Raw genomic sequence first — 17,035 nt, forward strand, 5'->3', positions numbered from 1 at the left:
GGATGAGGGGACGGGCGACGCCTGGTGTTATCCAACTGGGTCAGGGGCTTCGCTCCCTACCCTCGCCCCCCCGCTCCACGCCCCGGCCCGCGCATGCGGCGCGGGCGCTCCCAGGCACGCGCGCCAGTGGCGCGCAAGCTGTGCCTTATCGCCCCGCAGGAGAGGGGCTTTAGCTCATGCTCCGGCGACGTCAGGGCTTTCCCTCGCACTCCCCGCAACCCGGGGAGGAGCGTTGGCTCAAGGCGCGGCTGCAGGCGTGGCGCAGAACGAGGTTGGGAGTGCATCCGCCTGCGTGCCCCAGCCCTGGGTCGGGGGCTGCCTGGTCAGCGCGAACGACAGCGTGCCGCCCTGCTGCAGCTGGGCCCAGTCCAGAAACACCTGCCGCTGCGGTGTGCCGTTGAAACGCACGCTGTCCACGTACTGCAGCGCGCGGCCGTCGGCGCCGGGGGCGTCGATGCGAAGGCGCTTGCCGTTGCCCAGGTCCAGCGTGGCCCGCTTGAAGCGCGGGGCGTGCAGCAGGAACTGCCCGCTGCCCGGCACCGCCGGATACAGGCCAAGCGCGCTGAACAGGTACCAGGCCGACATCGTGCCGAGGTCGTCGTTGCCGGTGACGCCGTTGGGCGCGTTGGTGAACAGCTGTTGGGCGGCGCGCACCACGGTGGCGGTCTTCCACGGCTGGCCGATCAACGTGTACATCCACGGTGCGTGCAGGTCCGGTTCGTTGTTGGGGTTGTAGCGGTACTGGTTGTAGTAGCTGTATGGGCCGACTACCCAGTGCGTGCGCGCGGCGTTGAGCGGATCCTTCAGCAGGTCGTCGTAGGCGAAGAAGGCATCCAGGCGTTGGCCGGCCTGCTCGCTGCCGTGCATGGCCTGCAGCATGCCGGGGATGTCCTGCTGCACCAGCCACTGGTATTGCCAGGCGGTGCCTTCGTGGAAGCCGTGCTGCGAACGCGGGCTGTAGCGATCGTCCGAGGGGGCATACCAGCTGCCGTCTTCCAGCCGGGGCCGTGGAAAGCCGTTGAAGCCGGTGTCGGCATCGCGCACGCTGGCGTCCCAGACGTTGTGCCAGTTGCCGCCGCGTTTGCGCAGCAGCGCGCTGTCGTCGGGGTGGCCGAGCGCCTGCGCCATCTGCGCCAGCGCGCAGTCGGCCAGCGCGTATTCCAGCGTGGCCGAGCCGCCGTGGTGCGGGTCCACGTCCATGCCCTTGGACGGGAACGCGCGGTCGTACTGCACGAAGCCGTTGGCCAGGTAGCTGGCGTTGCCGGAGCGGCCGGCGTGGCGCGAGTTGATTGGCGGTTGTTCGAAGGCGTTCTGGCGCAGCGCTGCGTACGCCTGCGCCTGGTTGTCCTGCAGCGCGCCGAAGCGCCACAGGTCGACCAGGAACGGGGTCACCGGGTCGCCGGTCATGATGTTGGTATCGAAGTTGGCATAGCCCCAGCGCGGCAGCCAGCCGCCTTGCTGATGGATCGCCAGCAGCGAGCGGCCGATGTCACGCGCGCGCGCCGGCTGCAGCAAGGCGAGCAGCTGGTTCTGCGAGCGATAGGTGTCCCACAGCGAGAAATACTCGTAGTAGGTCCAGCCATCGGCGCGGTGGATCGCATCGTCGAAGCCACGATAGCGGCCATCGGCATCGCTGCTGGTCAGCGGCTGCAGCAGGGCGTGATACAGCGCGGTGTAGGCCACGCTGCGATCGTCGTTGCTGGCGCCATCCAGCTGCAGGCTGGCCAGCTGCTTGCGCCAGGCCTGTTGCGCGCGCTGGCGCATCTGCTCCAGGCCCAGCAGCTTGCCGCCGAGCATGCCGTCGGCGCGCAGGTTGTTGCGTGCACCTTCGGCATCCACGTGCGAGATGGCGCTGACCACGGTCACTGCGCGCGCGTTCTTGTTGTTGCCCAGCGGGAAACTGAGCCAGGCACCATTGGGCTTGAGTTCGCCACCCATGCCGTGGCGCGCGTCGGGCACGCCGCCGTCTTCGCCCCAGACGCCGTGTGCGGTGAACGGGCGGTCGAATTCCAGCCGGAACCAGGTGGTGTATTCATGGCCGCCGCAGAAACTTTGCGTGGTCAGTTTGCCTTCGACCACGCGGTCGCCGACCACCTGCAGCTGGCTGCCGATCACCACGTGGCGGTCGTTGGCCTGGCCCAGGTTGACCAGCACATGGCCAGTGTCGGCGCCGGGGGCGAATGTGTAGCGCTCGGCGGCGGCGCGGGTGAGCGCAGTGGCTTCGGCGTCGATGCCGCCGTAGTCGGTCAGCCGCACCTTGTAGTAGCCGGCCTGGCCGACTTCGCCGTCATGGGTGTAGCGGGCGGCATAGCGCTTCTGGTCGAAGGCCTTGGCGTCGCCGGTGTCGAAGTCGCCGCCCGGGCCGATGCGGCCGGTGACCGGCAGCACCGAGACCTGCCCGCCCTGCTCCCAGCAGCCGGCCCCGGACAGGAACGAGTGGCCGAAGCCGCGGATGCTGGGGTCGTCGTAGCGCCAGCCGGCGTAGTGCGCGCCGATCGGGCTGACCTGGACCAGGCCGAACGGCGCCGAGGCACCGGGGAAGGTGTTGCCGTCGTCCTTGCTGCCGATGAAGGTGTTGACCTGCGCCGGGTCCTGCGCGGCCAGCGGCGCGCACACCGCCATGCCGAGCAGGCACAGGCCGGCGGCGGCGCGGCGCCACCGCGGCATTGATGGGAGATGCGACGAAGAGCGATCGGATGCAACGGCGAAGGGCATGCAGGACACCTCGGGGGAGAGAGCGGCCGAGGCCGCAGGTGGATGACGCGTGCCGACGCCCCAGACGCGGCGACCGGTCGATACCCGCCTGACGGCGGCTTGCGACAGGTGGGCAGCGGCTCAGAAATCGAACACGTATTCTGCCGCGATCTCGCGCCCGACCGGGCTGAACAGGCGGCTGCGGATCTCCTCGGACCCGATGATCTGCACCGGCGCCGGCCCTTCGGCCTGGACGCGCTTGATGCGCGAACCAGTCACGGTGACGGCATCGAGTTGTTGCGGGGCGCTGGCCTGCTGGGCCAGGGCGGACAGGGGCGACAGCAATGCGAGCAGCACGGCTCGGGACAGCAGCTGCGGGCGACAACGGCGGTAATCGGTCATTCAAGCGTCTCGTCGAGGGCGGTGGTACGACGGAAAGACATCGTCTTTTTTTTAAACACTTGCGGGGGATTGGCGTAATTGGATCGATCTAAATCCTGTGCCGCTTTGTGTCATCGGTTGGCAAAGATTAAGCATTCTCGACCCGCGGCTGCACACCGCGGCGCAGCAAAGTGTGCGGGCTCTGGCAGTTTTTCGGTGTTTTAGGCGTTTTGAATCAGGCTGCGCGTGGCCGAGTGCTGCAGTTTTGAAGCGTGTCAGTTGTGCTGACGGATGAGCTGGCTCGGAGGTGATTTGGCTGCGTTGCGCGCGGTTGGCTGAGAGAGGTGCGCCTGGGCGTGTCGCGTATCAGGGGGCCGGACCCTCACCTCAGTCCCCCGCTCTGCGCCCCGGCCCGCGCTGGCAGCGCAGGCGCTCCCAGGCGCGCACGCTGTGCCTTATCGCCCCGGGGGAGAGGGGCTTGGTTCCCGGGGCTTGGTTGGCCCATAAAAAAGCCCGGTCAGTGACCGGGCTTGGCGACGCTGGCGTGGCGGCGGGAGGGGCCGACGCGCCGGTGACGCAGTTGCTTCAGATCCAGCGCATGCCTTCGAACGGGTTCCAGCTGGTACTGCCCTTCACCTTGTCCAGGTAATAGGCGTAGTTGGCGATCATGCCGGTCAACAACGACAGCGGCAGCCACAGCACATTCTGAAACGCGGCCGGCAGGAACGAGGCCACGATGCTCACCACGACACTGATGCCGATCAGGCTCAACGCCTTGCGCCACAGGCCAATGATGAAGAAGTAGATGACGCCGAAGAAGAAGGCATAGAAGTTCATGCCGACCTTGACCTTCTCACCAAAGCTCAAGGTCTTCAGTGCGTTCTTGTAACTGGGGTCCTTGGGGCCACCGTGCCGGTCGAAGAAATCGAAACGGAACTGCCACTTGGGGCTGAGCTGGGTGCGATCGAAGGTGTCCATTCCAAACCATGTAGTTGAAAACGGTTACATAATAGGCGATCGCGTATTCACCGGACACGTTTGCGGGCGCCGGATGGAAGACGGGGTCAGCCGCCGATCAGTTTCGGCAGTGGCCGCTTGCAGCGGTGCAGCGCGCGTTATTCACGCTGGTCGCTGAGGCCGGTGCCGCGGCGCGCCCGGCGCAGCGCATACAGCGAGTGGTCGGCGCGGTCGACCACCGCCGCCAGCGCCTCGCCGTCGTTGCGCAGGGCGGTGCCCAGGGTGAACCGGATTGGCGCCTCGTCGATGGCGGCCATGTAGTCGCGCACCAGGGCCGCCAGCTGCGGCTGGGTGGGCTGATGCAGCAGCACCAGGAATTCGTCGCCGCCCAGGCGGACCAGGCGGTCCTGGGTGCGCAGCGGCTGGTTGAGGAACCAGGCCATCTGCACCAGCACCTCGTCGCCGCGCTGGTGGCCATGGGTGTCGTTGACCAGCTTGAACTTGTCCAGATCCACCACGATGCAGCCCCAGCGCACGCTGGGATCGCGCTTGTCGAGCTCGTCCAGGAAGCGGCGGTTGTAGCAGTTGGTGAGCGGGTCGGTGAACGACCATTCCAGCAGCTGCTTCTCCTGCTGGTACTGGTTGGTGATGTCCTGGGCGTGCGCCAGCACGATGGTGGCGTCGGCCTCCACGTCCAGCACGTTGCGGTACTGCCAGTGGCGCAGGCTGCCATCGCTGGCGACCAGCTCGATCACGCCGGCGTCCTGGCCGTCGAGCACCATCCGCGACAGATAGCCGTGCAGGGCGGCATGCAGCTCGGGGCGGACGAATTCCAGCAACGAGCGGCCTTCCATGCCCTCCACGCTGCGGCCCAGCGAGCGCGCGGCGGCCGGATTGACGCTGATCAGGCGGCCATCCATGTCGTGAGTGCAGATCAGGCCCAGGCTGTACTGGAACATGTTGCGGAACTTGCGCTCGCTGGCGGCCAGCGCATCCACCGCGCGATGGCGGTCGGTGACGTCCTGGATCGCGCCGATCAGACGGGTGCGTCCGTCCACATGCTCCATCGAGCCGGTGCTGTGCACCCACAGCTGCCGGCCGGTGGCGCTGACCAGCGGCAGTTCCAGATCCCAGGGCGTGCCATCGCGCACGCAGGCCTCGACCGCCTCGGTGATCACCGCGCGCGCATCGAGCGGGTAGAAGCCGATCCCTTCGGCCAGGGTCGGCCGGTAGCCGGCCGGCAGATCGTGCAGGCGGCAGGTCTGGTCCGACCAGGTCAGGGTGCCGCTGGCCACGTCCACTTCCCAGCCGCCGACGCCGGCAACCCGGCCGGTGCGCTCCAGGAACGCCTCGCTCTCGCGCAGGCGTTGCTGCAGCTGTTCATTGGCGGCCTGGCGTTCCAGCATCAGCCGGCGCTGCTCCAGGCCTTCGGCGGCAACCCGGGCCAGCTGCTGCAAGGCGGCCAGTTGCGCCGGCTCCAGCGCGCGCGGGCGCTGGTCGATCACGCACACCGTGCCCATGCGCAAGCCGTCGGACAACACGATCGGCGCACCGGCGTAGTAACGGATCCCCGGCGCATCGGTGACCAGCGTATTGTCGCGAAAGCGCGGATCGGCCGGCGCATCGCGTACTTCCATCACCGCATCGTCCTGGATGGTGTAGGCGCAGAACGCGAGTTCGCGTGGGGTTTCGCTGGCATCGGGCAGGCCGATATTGGCCTTCCACCATTGGCGATGTTCGTCCACCAGCGACACCAGCGCGATCGGCGTGCCGGCGATCGCCTGCGCGGCGGCGGCCAGCGCGTCGAAGAACGGCTCGGCATCGGTGTCGACGACCTGCAACAGCGCCAGACGCGACAGCCGCTCGGCCTCGCGGGAGGTGGATGACACGACGGCGTCGCAGTGGCTCAATGAAATGCTCGCTTGGTCCCCCGGGCAATCCGCTCAGTCTAGCGGACCGAACATACCTGCTAACGCAGCGTTGCGTGCGCCATCGCACAGAAGATGCCTTGTGCGCAGCCCACACGCTCCGTCACTGGATGGGCTCGGTCCCGCTTGCCGCAGTGGCGTCGCGCATCTGCAGGGCCAGATACAGGCGCACGCAGTCGTCGGTATTGCGCAGGTCCACGCCGCAGAGTTCCGCGATGCGCTGCATGCGGTAATCCAGCGTATTGCGGTGGATAGCCAGTGCCTTGGCGGTGGGCGCCATGCGCATGCCGGCGCCGAACCACACCGACAGCGTCTGCGCCAGGTCGCCGCGTCGGTCCTGGGCCAGCAGCGCCTGCAGCGGCTTGCGCAGTTCCTCGGCCTGCCAGGCCTGGCGCAGGTCGTCCACCAGCACCGGCAGGCGATGGTCGTCGTAGAAGAACGCATCGGCCTGCGGCGCGCGCGCCTTGCCGATGCGCATGGTGGTGCGCGCGATCTGGTGCGACAGCGCCAGCCCGCCGGGCTGCGGGAAATACTGCCCCAACGCGAGGCGGATACGCAGCGGGCTGCTGGCGCGCATGCGCTCGAGCAAGGTGTGGGCGCGGCGGCGTTGTTCGTCCACATCCCAGTGGCCGCGGCGGTCCAGTGCGGGCTTGAGCACCACCAGTTCGTTGAGCGCGGTGGCGGCGATCAGGTTGCCGCGCTCGGGCGTGGACAGCAGCGTGTGCAGGCGCTGCAGTTCCACCAGCATCGCGTCCAGGTCGAGGGTGTCGCTTTCCACTTCGATCACCGCTGCCACGCGCGGCAGGTCGAGCGCGATGCCGAGCCGTTCGGCCCAGCCGGCCAGTGCCGGGGTCGGCCCGTCGGCGCGGATCAGGCCGAGCGTGACTTCCTCGCGCAGGCGCGCATCGCGGGCCAGCAGGCGCAGCAGGCCGGCCTGTTCCAGCATCGCTTCGGCGGCCATGCGCACCAGTTCGGCCTGTTGCCCGATCCGCTGCGGGTCGCCGGTCAGCCCGACGCAGCCGACGATGCGGCCATCGGCGATCAGCGGCAGGTTGACGCCCGGGCGAACCGCATCCAGCTGCTGCGCCAGTGCCGCGTCGATCTCCACCCGGCCCTGCCTGGACAGTACCAGCAGCGCACCCTCGTGCAGCTGACCGATGCGCGCCGGCTCGCCGCTGGCGATGATGACGCCGGTGTGGTCCATCACATTGACGTTGCCGTCGATGATGGTCATCGCGCGGTCGACGATGGACTGCGCCAGGGTGCGGTCGAGCGTGAGCATGGGCATGGGGTCTGTTGGCGCGATCGGGGAGGACACGGTGGCACGTTCGGTGCTGCATGGCGGTGCCCCGTCCTGTGCTGCGCGCATGCATCAGGCAGGCAGGCAGGCAGCATCAGTGGATCACGTGGCGACCGCGTGGCACAGCCTGCGCACGGCATCCCGCGCGCTGCCGTCAGCGCGTGGCTGCACGCGCAGGCAACTGCGCCAAGGCCTGGCCCAGCTGCAGCGCCGCGGCCACATTGCGTGCGGCGATGCGCACGTTGCTGGCGGCTTCGGCCAGCGCCTGCTCCACCGTGCAGGCGCGATGCACCACCGCAAACATCGCGTCGATGCCGTGCCCGTGCAGCAGCGCAGCGCCATTGCCCAGGCAACCGGCGATGGCGATCACCGGCTTGCCGTGCCGCTGCGCCAGCCGCGCCACGCCCACCGGGGTCTTGCCGTGCAGGCTCTGGCTGTCCAGGCGGCCTTCGCCGGTGATGACCAGATCGGCCTGGGCGACCAGGGCGTCCAGCCCGAGCGCCTGCGCGACGATCTCCACCCCGGGCCGCAACTGCGCACCCAGATACGCCACCAGCGCCGCGCCCAGGCCGCCGGCCGCACCGCCGCCGGGCAGGTCGTGCAGGCGCAGTCCCAGGTCGCGTTGCAGCACATCGGCGTAGCGCTGCAGGTTGCTGTCGAGCTGGCGCACCATGCTGGGGGTGGCACCCTTCTGCGGGCCGAACACTGCCGAAGCGCCGGTCGGGCCGATCAGCGGGTTGTCCACATCGCAGGCCACTTCGAACTGGCAGTCCTGCAGCCGCCGGTCCAGGTCCTGGGTATCGATCCGCGCCAGCGTCGCCAGCGCGCCGCCACCGGGGCCGATCGCCTCGCCCTGCGCATCCAGCAGCCGCACGCCCAGCGCCTGCGCCAGGCCGGCGCCGCCGTCGTTGGTGGCGCTGCCGCCGATGCCGATGATGAAGCGCCGCGCGCCGGCATCCAGCGCGGCCAGGATCAACTCGCCCACGCCCGCGGTGCTGGTGCGCAGCGGCGCGCGCTCGGCCGGCGGCACCAGTGCCAGGCCGCTGGCGGCGGCCATTTCGATCACCGCGGTGCGGCCGTCGCCGGTCAGGCCGAAGAACGCCTGCACCGGGGTGCCGAGCGGGCCGCTGACCGTGCAGTCGATCACCCGCCCGCCGGTGGCCGCCACCAGCGCATCGACCGTGCCTTCGCCGCCATCGGCGACCGGCACCTTGCGGTACTGCCAGTCGGGGAACACCTCGCGGAAGCCGGCCTCGATCTGGGTGGCCACCTCCAGTGCGGACAGGCTTTCCTTGTAGGAATCGGGGGCGATGACGATCTTCATGGGCACACTCGCTGAGACGGACGCATCACTGGTTCACCGCGCGTGCCGGCACCCGCAGCACCAGCGCGGCGCCCAGCAGCATGGCCCCGGCCAGCACGTATAGCGCCAGCTCGGTGCTGTGGGTGGCGTCCTTGATCCAGCCCACCAGGTACGGGCTGACGAAGCCGGCGACCTGGCCGGTGGAGTTGATCAGCGCCAGCCCGCCGGCCGCAGCGGCGGCGGTGAGAAAGCCGTTGGTCAGCGGCCAGAACAGCGGCAAGCCGCTGACCGCGCCCATCGTGGCCAGGGTCATGCCGAACAGGGCCAGAGCCAGGTTGTCGGTGACGCTGGCGGCGATGCATAGCCCGGCCGCCCCCATCAGCAACGGGAGTACCAGGTGCCAGCGGCGCTCGCGGCGGCGGTCGGCCGAGCGCCCCATCAGCACCATGAACACCGCCGCGGCCAGGTACGGGATGGCGCTCATCAGGCCGATCCGGGTCGGGTCGGTGACGCCGCTGCCCTGGATGATCGAAGGCAGCCAGAAGTTGATCGCATACACCCCGCTCTGGATGCAGAAGTACACCGTGCCCAGCATCCACACCGCCGGGTTGCGCAGCACTGCGCCCAGCGAGCTGGAGGCGCCGGCCGGCTTGCCGGCTTCGTCTGCGGCCAGCGCGCGGGTCAGTGCCTGCTTCTCCTGCGGGTCCAGCCAGGTCGCCTGCTGCACGCCATCGCTGAGCAGGAACCACACCCCGATGCCCAGCAGCACGGTCGGCAGGCCCTGCAGCAGGAACATCCATTGCCAGCCAGCCAGGCCACCCTGCCCGGCCGAGAAATGGCCGAGGATCCAGCCCGACAACGGCCCGCCCAGCACGCCGGAGATCGGGATGGCCGACATGAAGACGGTCATGACCCGGCCATGCTGGGCGCGCGGAAACCAGCGCGTCAGGTACAGCACGATGCCTGGGAAGAAGCCGGCCTCGGCCGCGCCGGTGAGCAGGCGCAGGGTGTAGAAGCCGGCCGGCGTGCGCACGAACATCAGGCAGGTCGACAGCAGGCCCCAGCTGACCATCATGATCGCCACCCAGCGGCGCGCACCGATGCGCTGCAGGATCAGATTGCTCGGCACCCCGCAGGCCAGATAGCCGATGAAGAAGATGCCCGCGCCCAGCCCGTACACGGTCTCGCTCATGCCCAGATCGCCGAGCATCTGCAGCTTGGCGAAGCCCACGTTGACCCGGTCCAGGTAGTTGAACAGGTAGCAGACGAACAGGAACGGGATCAGCCGCCACAGGATCTTGCGGTAGGTCGGGGCCATGCCATCGGTGGGCGGCAGTGGCCGGGTGGCTTGGGTCATCGCACGCTCCAGCAGTCGGTGGGCCCACCGGCGCGCAGTGCTGGCACCGGCACCACACAGGGGTCGGCGCATTCTAGTTGGAGCTTTTTCCCGGAAGCATCGTCAGCCTGCTGCCTGTCTGCGGGCAGGCACACACCGGTTTTTGTGCAACTGCCCAAATCAGCCACAACCGCTCCCGGCGTGTGCCGGGCTCGGAACGCGACAGCAACCATGCTGTTGGTGCAGGGCTGGCGACCCCGATGCTGCGACGGCGGCCCGCCACCCAACCACCTGGCTGACAACCAGCGCCGGCGCACTCCGCGCGCGCCCCTATCAGCCCATCCGGCGAAGAAGCCAACAGCAGCGACGCGCCTCTACCCCAGCCCTGCACTTACAACCAAGCCGGCGGCCACCGCCAAGCCCGACACAGCACCCAGTCCCGCACGACAGACCGCCTCGGCCTTGCGAATCCCGAATCCCGACTCCCCAATCCCAGCACTACCTCCCCACTCCCGATTCCCCATTCCCCACCGCATACGCCTGCGCCTGCCCCATCACCCGCAGCAGGTTGCCGCCCCAGATGCCGGCGATCTGCTGCTCGGTGTAGCCCTTGCGCAGCAGCCAGGCGGTGATGCGCGGCAGGTCGGAGACGTCTTCCAGGCCGACTACGCCACCGCCGCCATCCCAGTCCATGCCGATGCCCACGTGCTCGGGCCCGACCACCTTGAGCACATGCTCCAGATGGGCGAAGAAATCCTCCTCGGTGGCGCGCTTGATCGGGTAGCGCGCATCCAGCTCCTTGAGCGCGGCGCTCAGGGCCGTGCCGTCGGCGATCTTGATGTGCTCCCAGCCGCCGTATTGCTCGGTCAGCGCCTTCTCGGCTGCCTTGCGCTCGGGGCTGGCGCCGCTGTCGACCAGATAGCCGCCATAGGAATTCACCTGGATTACCCCGCCGTGCTCGGCCAGCACCTTCAGTCGCGCGTCGTCGATATTGCGCGGATGGTCGAACACCGCACGCGCGCCGCTGTGCGAGAGCACGATCGGCACCGGCGACAGTGCGATCAACTGGTCGAACACCGCATCGGAGGCATGCGATTGATCGATCACGATGCCCAGCGCCTGCGCCTGTTGCACCAGTTGCTTGCCGGCCGGGCTCAGGCCCTTCCACTCCGGCCCCTTGGGGTCGGTGGCCGAGTCGGCAAACTCGTTGTTGAGAAAATGCACGGTGCTCATCAGGCGCAGGCCCTGCGCGTAATAGAAGCGCAGCAGCGTGGGGTCGGCCACCAGCGGGCTGGCGTTTTCCATGCTGATGTACACCACGCGCTTGCGATCGGCCTTGATGCGCGCGGCATCGGTGGGCGTGGTGGCGAAGGCGAAGCGCTGCGGTTGCGCGGCCAGCAGCGTGTGAATCTTCAACAGCCGCTGCAGACCGGCATCGCGATCGTCCAGATGCGCGGCCGCACTGCGATTGCCCTGCGCGGTATAGACCGCCCAGAAGCCACCATCCAGCGCGCCTTCGACCATGCGCGGGTAGTCCACCTGCGACAGCCGGTTGCCGGCATGCGCCTGCAACACGTCGAAATCGGGGCGCTCCAGGTTGGCCGGCGTGTCCAGATGCGAATCCAGCGTGACTAGGCGTTTTTGCAGCGCCGTGGCGCGCGCCAGTTCGGCCTTGGAAAACTCCAGCGCGTGGGCAGGCAGCGCGGTGGCGAGCAACAGCGAGACAGACAGAGACAGCGTGTGCAGGTGCATGCGATCTCACAGCCAGGTGGGGGTCACCGGATCATAACGGCTTGCGGCACGCGTACTGCACGCGCCACGGCGCAGGCGATGCGCACATTGCGGCTCTAAAAAAAACACACGAAACCACATTGCGCGCAGTGCCAACGTCTGTACGCCGCGCCCAGCTTGCAGCCGCACGCAGGGATCCATGCGTGGCCCACCGTGACCGCTCGCCTGGCGATGGCGTGCGGGGCCAGGTGTGGGTTCAATCGCCCAGTTCGGCCAGGCGCGCGCGCACGCTCTCGACATCGACGTGCTCGCGCACGTGCAGCCACTGCCGCGCCCATACCGAGCGCAACACGATCCAGGCACCGAGCACGCCCAGGCAGGTCGAGCCCAGCGCCAGCAGCAACGGATGCAATGGCGAACCGTTGCCGGTCTGGAACAGGTACATGAAGGCGCCGGCGAACAGCAGCCACACGCCGAACACCGGCCAGTTGCTGGCCAGCAGACTGGCATGGGGCCGCTCGATCTCGCGCAGCAACCGGCTCAGCGCCTTGCGTTCCTCATCGTCCGCTGTCATCGACTGGCCGCTCCAGGGGTTGATCGCCGCGCTAGATCACGCGGCAGAAAACAGCCTTCAGATAGCGCGATTCCTGCACGTGCGCCATGAACGGGTGGTCCGGGCCGGCACCGGCCACCTTCAGGATCTGGATGGTGCGCCCGGAGAAATACGAGGCGCGCCGCAGCATGTCCAGGAACTCCTGTTCGGCCACCAGCCCGGTGCACGAGAAGGTGGCGAACAGGCCACCGGGCTTGACCACGCCCAGCGCCAGCTTGTTCATGTCCAGGTACTTCTTCAGCGCCGGAATCACCTGCTCGCGGTCGCGGGTCATCTTGGCCGGGTCCAGGATCACCACATCGAACTGCTCGCCGCGGTTGGAGGCATCGCGCAGCCAGGGGAAGATGTCGGCCTGCACGAACTTCGGCCGCACGTTGTTGAGCTTGGCGTTGCCCTTGGCGATGGCGATCACGTCCTCGTCGATGTCCACGCCCAGCACCTCGGACGCGCCGCGCGCAGCCGCATACACCGCAAAGCCACCGGTGTTGCAGCACAGGTCCAGCACGCTCTTGCCTTCGACCTGCTCGCTCAGCCACTGGCGGTTCTCGCGCTGGTCGGCGAAAAAGCCGGTCTTGTGCGCACCGGCCGGGTCGGCGCGGAACTTGATGCCGTACTCGGTGATCACCGACGCTTCGGTGGTGGTGTTGCCGTGGAAATCGAAGCTTTCCTGCTTCTGCACATGTTCGTCGGCGAAGCTGTGGAAGCGGCAGCCCGGGAACTGCTCGCGCAGCGCCTCGTAGATCCATTCGCGGTGGCGGAACATGCCGGCGGCGAAGAACTCCACCACCACCAGGTCGCCATAGCGGTCCACCACCAGGCCGGACAGGCCGTCGCCTTCGCTGTGCACCACGCGCCAGGCATCGGACACCGCGTCGAGCTTGAGCCAGTCGCGGCGCAGGCTCACTGCCGCGGCGATCTTGCGCGAGAACCAGCCCGCATCCACCGGCACCGCCTGGTCGGTCTCCAGGATGCGCACGGCGATGCGCGAGTGGCCGTTGTAGAAGCCGCGGCCGACCCACTCCCCGTCCACGCCGACCACATCGACGATGGTGCCGGGTTTGGGCTTGGCGGCGGGCTTTTCCACCAGCTTCTGGTAGATCCACGGGTGGCTGGAGCGCCACGCATTCTTGAGTCGGACGACGGGGACAGGAGTATTCATCCGCCCATTGTATCCGGCTGGATTGACGTGCCTGCCCCGGGCACGCAGAATCGGCTGCAGAAGGGGAGTAGCTCCCAGCGTTGTCGCCGTCATGACGAGCCCTGCCATCAGGCGCTCCGGTGCAACGGCAACCGGCCCGGCCGGTTGTGAGCGAGACCTTCGCCGCGCAGGCGAAGGTCCGTCACCCGGAATCCACGATTTCCGTGTCACAAGGCCTCAGCCCACCGGCTGTCCAGGTCGTTTCACTTTCGGGATTCTTGTATGCAAACCATTGGCAATGTCTGGTTATGGGGCGGCTTCGCGATCGTGGTGATCGTGGCGCTGTTGGTCGATCTGGTGCTGATGCGCCACGGCGGTGCCCACAAGGTCACCTTCAAGGAAGCCACCTGGTGGAGCATCGGTTGGGTGCTGCTGGCGCTGGCCTTCAACGCCGGGCTGTGGTGGTACCTGCAGGGCAGCATGGGCGATGCGGCGGCCGACCGCATCGGGCTGGAGTTCCTGACCGGCTACCTGGTCGAGAAATCGCTGGCGGTCGACAACATCTTCGTGTTCCTGATGGTGATGACCTACTTCGGCGTGCCCGAGGAGCAGCGCCAGCGCGTGCTGATCATCGGCGTGCTGGGCGCGATCGTGCTGCGCGCGATCATGATCTTCGCCGGCTCGGTGCTGCTGACCAAGTTCCATTGGCTGCTGTACGTGTTCGGCGCCTTCCTGCTGCTGACCGGCATCAAGATGTGGTTCTCCGCCGGCAAGGAGCCGGATCTGGAAGCCAACCCGGTACTGCGCTGGATGCGTGGCCATCTGCGCCTGAGCCCTCAGTACCACGGCCATGCGCTGAGCGTGATCAAGGACGGCAAGCGCTGGTTCACCCCGTTGTTCGTGGTGCTGATCCTGATTGCGGTGATCGATGTGATCTTCGCGGTGGACAGCATCCCGGCGATCTTCGCGATCACCACCGACCCGTTCATCGTGCTGACCTCCAACGTATTCGCGGTGCTGGGTCTGCGCGCGATGTTCTTCCTGCTGGCCGGCATGGCCGACCGCTTCCATCTGCTGCCGTACGGCCTGGCGGTGATCCTGGTGTTCATCGGCACCAAGATGATGATCATCGATCTATACAAGATCCCGGTGCTGGTCTCGCTGGCGGTGGTGATCGTAATCCTGGTCTTCACCATCGTGCTGAGCCTGCTGCGGCCGCCCAAGCCGGCCGGGCACTGACCGGCCGGGATTCGGGATTCGGGATTCGGGAACGGCAGAGCCGCGTGCGTTGCTCGCATTTACGCACTGACCAACTCGAGGGGTCGTTGCCTGCTCGCCGTCGCGGGACCTTACGCGGCATGGATGCCGCGTAAGAGCCTACACGGACGTACTTGCGGCGTGTCCCGCGACGGTGGGCGGGCAAGGGCCCGCAGCCAATGGGTGTCGCGCTTCGGCCACCTGCGTGACGCAACGCGAGCCGCTGCGCCAATCACCGGTGGCGGAACTGGATTATCCCGTCGTCGGGCCTGCTTATCCCGCGCCGAACAGGCTTGTAAAACATCCGCGCGACGCCATCCGTGAAGGCATGACACCGCATCCTGTTGCCGCCGACGCCACCTCGCAAGATCGCCTGGATCGTTCCCGGGTCTTGCGTGCCTTCAACTTCAGCCTGGCCGCCGTGCTGCTGCTGGTGGCGGTGTTCACCGCCCAGAACATGTTCGACTGGCGCGCCTGGGCGGTGGCACCGCTGCAGGCCGACGGCCTGCTCGGCATCCTCACCGCGCCGCTGCTGCACGGCTCGCTCGCGCATCTGGGCGCCAACGCCGCCGCCTTGTTGATCCTGGGCACACTGGCCGGCAGCGTGTATCCGCGTGCCACCGCCCTGGCGCTGCCGTTGCTGTGGCTGGGTTCGGGGCTGGGCGCGTGGTTGCTGGGCGAGCCCGGCAGCCGGCATCTGGGCGCCAGTGGCGTCACCCACGGGCTGATGTTCCTGGTGTTCGTGCTGGGCCTGCTGCGCCGCGACCGCCCGGCGATTGCCACCAGCATGATCGCCTTCCTGTTCTACGGCGGCATGTTGCTGACCATCCTGCCGCACGAGGCCGGCGTATCCTGGCAATCGCATCTGGGCGGCGCAGTGGCCGGCCTGATCGCTGCACTGCTGCTGCGCCTGCGCGACCCGCAACAGGCCAGGCCGCGCTACAGCTGGGAAGACGAGGACGAGGACGCTGCCTGGGAGATCAGCAACGCCGAACGCGACGTGCTGGAACCGCCGCCGCCACGCCAGGTGCCAGTGCTGTGGCAGCGCCAGGAAGACGGCTCGCAGAACGTGGTGCTGCACTTCCCGCCACGCGAACGGCCACCTGGGACGTAGGAGCGCGCTGGCGCGCGATGGAGCGTTATCGGGAACGCTTCATCGCGCGCCAGCGCGCTCCTACAGACCGCATATGCGTCCAACGTTTAACGCGTCGCACGCTCGCTCAACGCACGCCGCGCCAAGCCGGGATCATCGGCAAAGAATGCATCGATACCGGCATCCAGATACGCCTTCAACTCGGCCAATGCGCCGGCCTCGTTACGTTCGGTCACCGCAGCACTGCTGCGGTTGTTGGCGGCCAGGAAATAATTCTCCGGGCGGAAGGTATACGGCTGCACCTGCAATCCTGCCGCGTGCGCGTCGTGCACCAGGCTGGTCGGCGTGCCCAGGCGTTGCTGCACATCCAGCGGAATGATGCTGCGAATGTCCGGGCCGATCGCATCGGCATAGCCGGCGACCTGCTTCAGTCCCTCGGGCGTGATCATCTGCGCGTAGGTGCGTGGCGCGTTGCCCACGCCCGCATCGGGCAGCGCCATCTGCGCGCCGCCCAGCAGCTGCAGCAAGCGAATAGTGCTGTTGCGCCCGATCTTGCCGCGCAAGTAACGCAGGTTGCCGGTCTCGAACGACTGGATCACCACCGGCGCGGTCTGCGTGTAGGCATGCGCACGCAGGCTCGCCAGCACCTTGTCTTCCATCGCCAGATTCAGCCCACTGAAATAGCTCGGGTGCTTGATCTCCGGAATCAGCCCGATCGTGCGCCCGGTCGCTGCCGATTCGGCTGCGACAAAATCGATGATCTCATCGAAGGTGACGATCTGAAACTGCCCATCCCAACGCGTGCCGCGCAACTGCGGCAACCGCTCGCGCGCGCGCAAGGTCTTCAATTCGGCAAGAGTGAAGTCTTCGGTGAACCAGCCTTCCATCGCCTGGCCATCGATGGTCTTGCGGGTCTTGCGCGCGGCGAACTCCGGGTGGCTGGCCACATCGGTGGTGCCGCCGATCTCGTTCTCATGGCGCGCCACCAGCACACCATCCTTGGTGGACACCAGGTCCGGCTCGACAAAATCGGCGCCATCGACAATCGCCTTGGCATACGAGGCCAGGGTGTGTTCCGGGCGCAATGCGCTGGCGCCACGGTGCGCAAAGATCTGCACCGTCTTCGCCAACGGCGCCTCTGCCAACGCGGGCCCGCTCATGCCGACCATCATCGCTCCCAACACCAACGCACGGTGGAACTGCATCATGCCTTTCTCCAACAAAAAAGCAGCCATCAACACCACGGCACGACCGCCAGACGAGCGCGGCCGATGAGCGAGGCGGGATGCACGACCTTGCATCCC

At 67.6% G+C, this 17,035-nt stretch carries 13 protein-coding genes; 2 read left to right on the plus strand and 11 right to left on the minus strand.

Annotated features, from left to right (window positions below; all coding sequences use genetic code 11):
• Nucleotides 1-237: 237 nt before the first annotated feature.
• The 10 genes from AC1PLS_RS21065 to AC1PLS_RS21110 form a co-directional block, all read right to left on the minus strand.
• Nucleotides 238-2,715 (minus strand): GH92 family glycosyl hydrolase, encoded by a 2,478-nt coding sequence (locus tag AC1PLS_RS21065; RefSeq protein ID WP_184432763.1) that lies wholly within the window; start codon nt 2,713-2,715, stop codon nt 238-240.
• A 120-nt stretch (nt 2,716-2,835) separates the two neighbouring features.
• The gene (locus AC1PLS_RS21070; protein WP_260300084.1) at nt 2,836-3,096 is read right to left on the minus strand and encodes a hypothetical protein; all 261 of its coding nucleotides are present in this window, start codon (nt 3,094-3,096) and stop codon (nt 2,836-2,838) included.
• A gap of 564 nt (nt 3,097-3,660) precedes the next feature.
• Entirely contained in the window at nt 3,661-4,053 is a 393-nt protein-coding gene (locus AC1PLS_RS21075; protein WP_016902101.1) for a DUF2628 domain-containing protein, read from the minus strand.
• Nucleotides 4,054-4,190: 137 nt separating this feature from the next.
• Nucleotides 4,191-5,921, minus strand: coding sequence for a sensor domain-containing diguanylate cyclase (locus AC1PLS_RS21080; protein ID WP_372469989.1), 1,731 nt, complete (start codon nt 5,919-5,921; stop codon nt 4,191-4,193).
• 142 nt (nt 5,922-6,063) lie between these two features.
• The gene (locus tag AC1PLS_RS21085; RefSeq protein ID WP_126966912.1) at nt 6,064-7,242 is read right to left on the minus strand and encodes a sugar diacid recognition domain-containing protein; all 1,179 of its coding nucleotides are present in this window, start codon (nt 7,240-7,242) and stop codon (nt 6,064-6,066) included.
• A gap of 172 nt (nt 7,243-7,414) precedes the next feature.
• On the minus strand, nt 7,415-8,584 hold the full coding sequence (locus tag AC1PLS_RS21090; RefSeq protein ID WP_104608580.1) for a glycerate kinase: 1,170 nt from the start codon (nt 8,582-8,584) through the stop codon (nt 7,415-7,417).
• Between the two features lie 25 nt (nt 8,585-8,609).
• A complete protein-coding gene (locus tag AC1PLS_RS21095; RefSeq protein WP_184432757.1) occupies nt 8,610-9,920 on the minus strand; it encodes an MFS transporter in 1,311 nt (436 codons plus the stop codon).
• 477 nt (nt 9,921-10,397) lie between these two features.
• Nucleotides 10,398-11,651 (minus strand): dipeptidase, encoded by a 1,254-nt coding sequence (locus tag AC1PLS_RS21100; RefSeq protein WP_184432754.1) that lies wholly within the window; start codon nt 11,649-11,651, stop codon nt 10,398-10,400.
• A gap of 235 nt (nt 11,652-11,886) precedes the next feature.
• On the minus strand, nt 11,887-12,204 hold the full coding sequence (locus AC1PLS_RS21105; protein WP_039518152.1) for a hypothetical protein: 318 nt from the start codon (nt 12,202-12,204) through the stop codon (nt 11,887-11,889).
• A 31-nt stretch (nt 12,205-12,235) separates the two neighbouring features.
• Entirely contained in the window at nt 12,236-13,402 is a 1,167-nt protein-coding gene (locus tag AC1PLS_RS21110) for a class I SAM-dependent rRNA methyltransferase (protein ID WP_184432751.1), read from the minus strand.
• 261 nt (nt 13,403-13,663) lie between these two features.
• Between AC1PLS_RS21110 and AC1PLS_RS21115 the strand changes: the two genes are divergently transcribed.
• Together AC1PLS_RS21115 and AC1PLS_RS21120 are read left to right on the plus strand one after the other, a co-directional pair.
• Nucleotides 13,664-14,620, plus strand: coding sequence for a TerC family protein (locus tag AC1PLS_RS21115; protein ID WP_024939158.1), 957 nt, complete (start codon nt 13,664-13,666; stop codon nt 14,618-14,620).
• Nucleotides 14,621-14,966: 346 nt separating this feature from the next.
• Nucleotides 14,967-15,752: a rhomboid family intramembrane serine protease gene (locus AC1PLS_RS21120; protein WP_184432748.1), complete on the plus strand. Its 786-nt coding sequence runs from the start codon at nt 14,967-14,969 to the stop codon at nt 15,750-15,752.
• Nucleotides 15,753-15,838: 86 nt separating this feature from the next.
• Here AC1PLS_RS21120 and AC1PLS_RS21125 read toward each other — a convergent pair whose 3' ends face one another.
• A complete protein-coding gene (locus AC1PLS_RS21125) occupies nt 15,839-16,939 on the minus strand; it encodes a glycerophosphodiester phosphodiesterase (RefSeq protein ID WP_024939156.1) in 1,101 nt (366 codons plus the stop codon).
• Nucleotides 16,940-17,035: the final 96 nt, after the last annotated feature.

The organism is Xanthomonas sp. NCPPB 3218 (assembly GCF_056725185.1).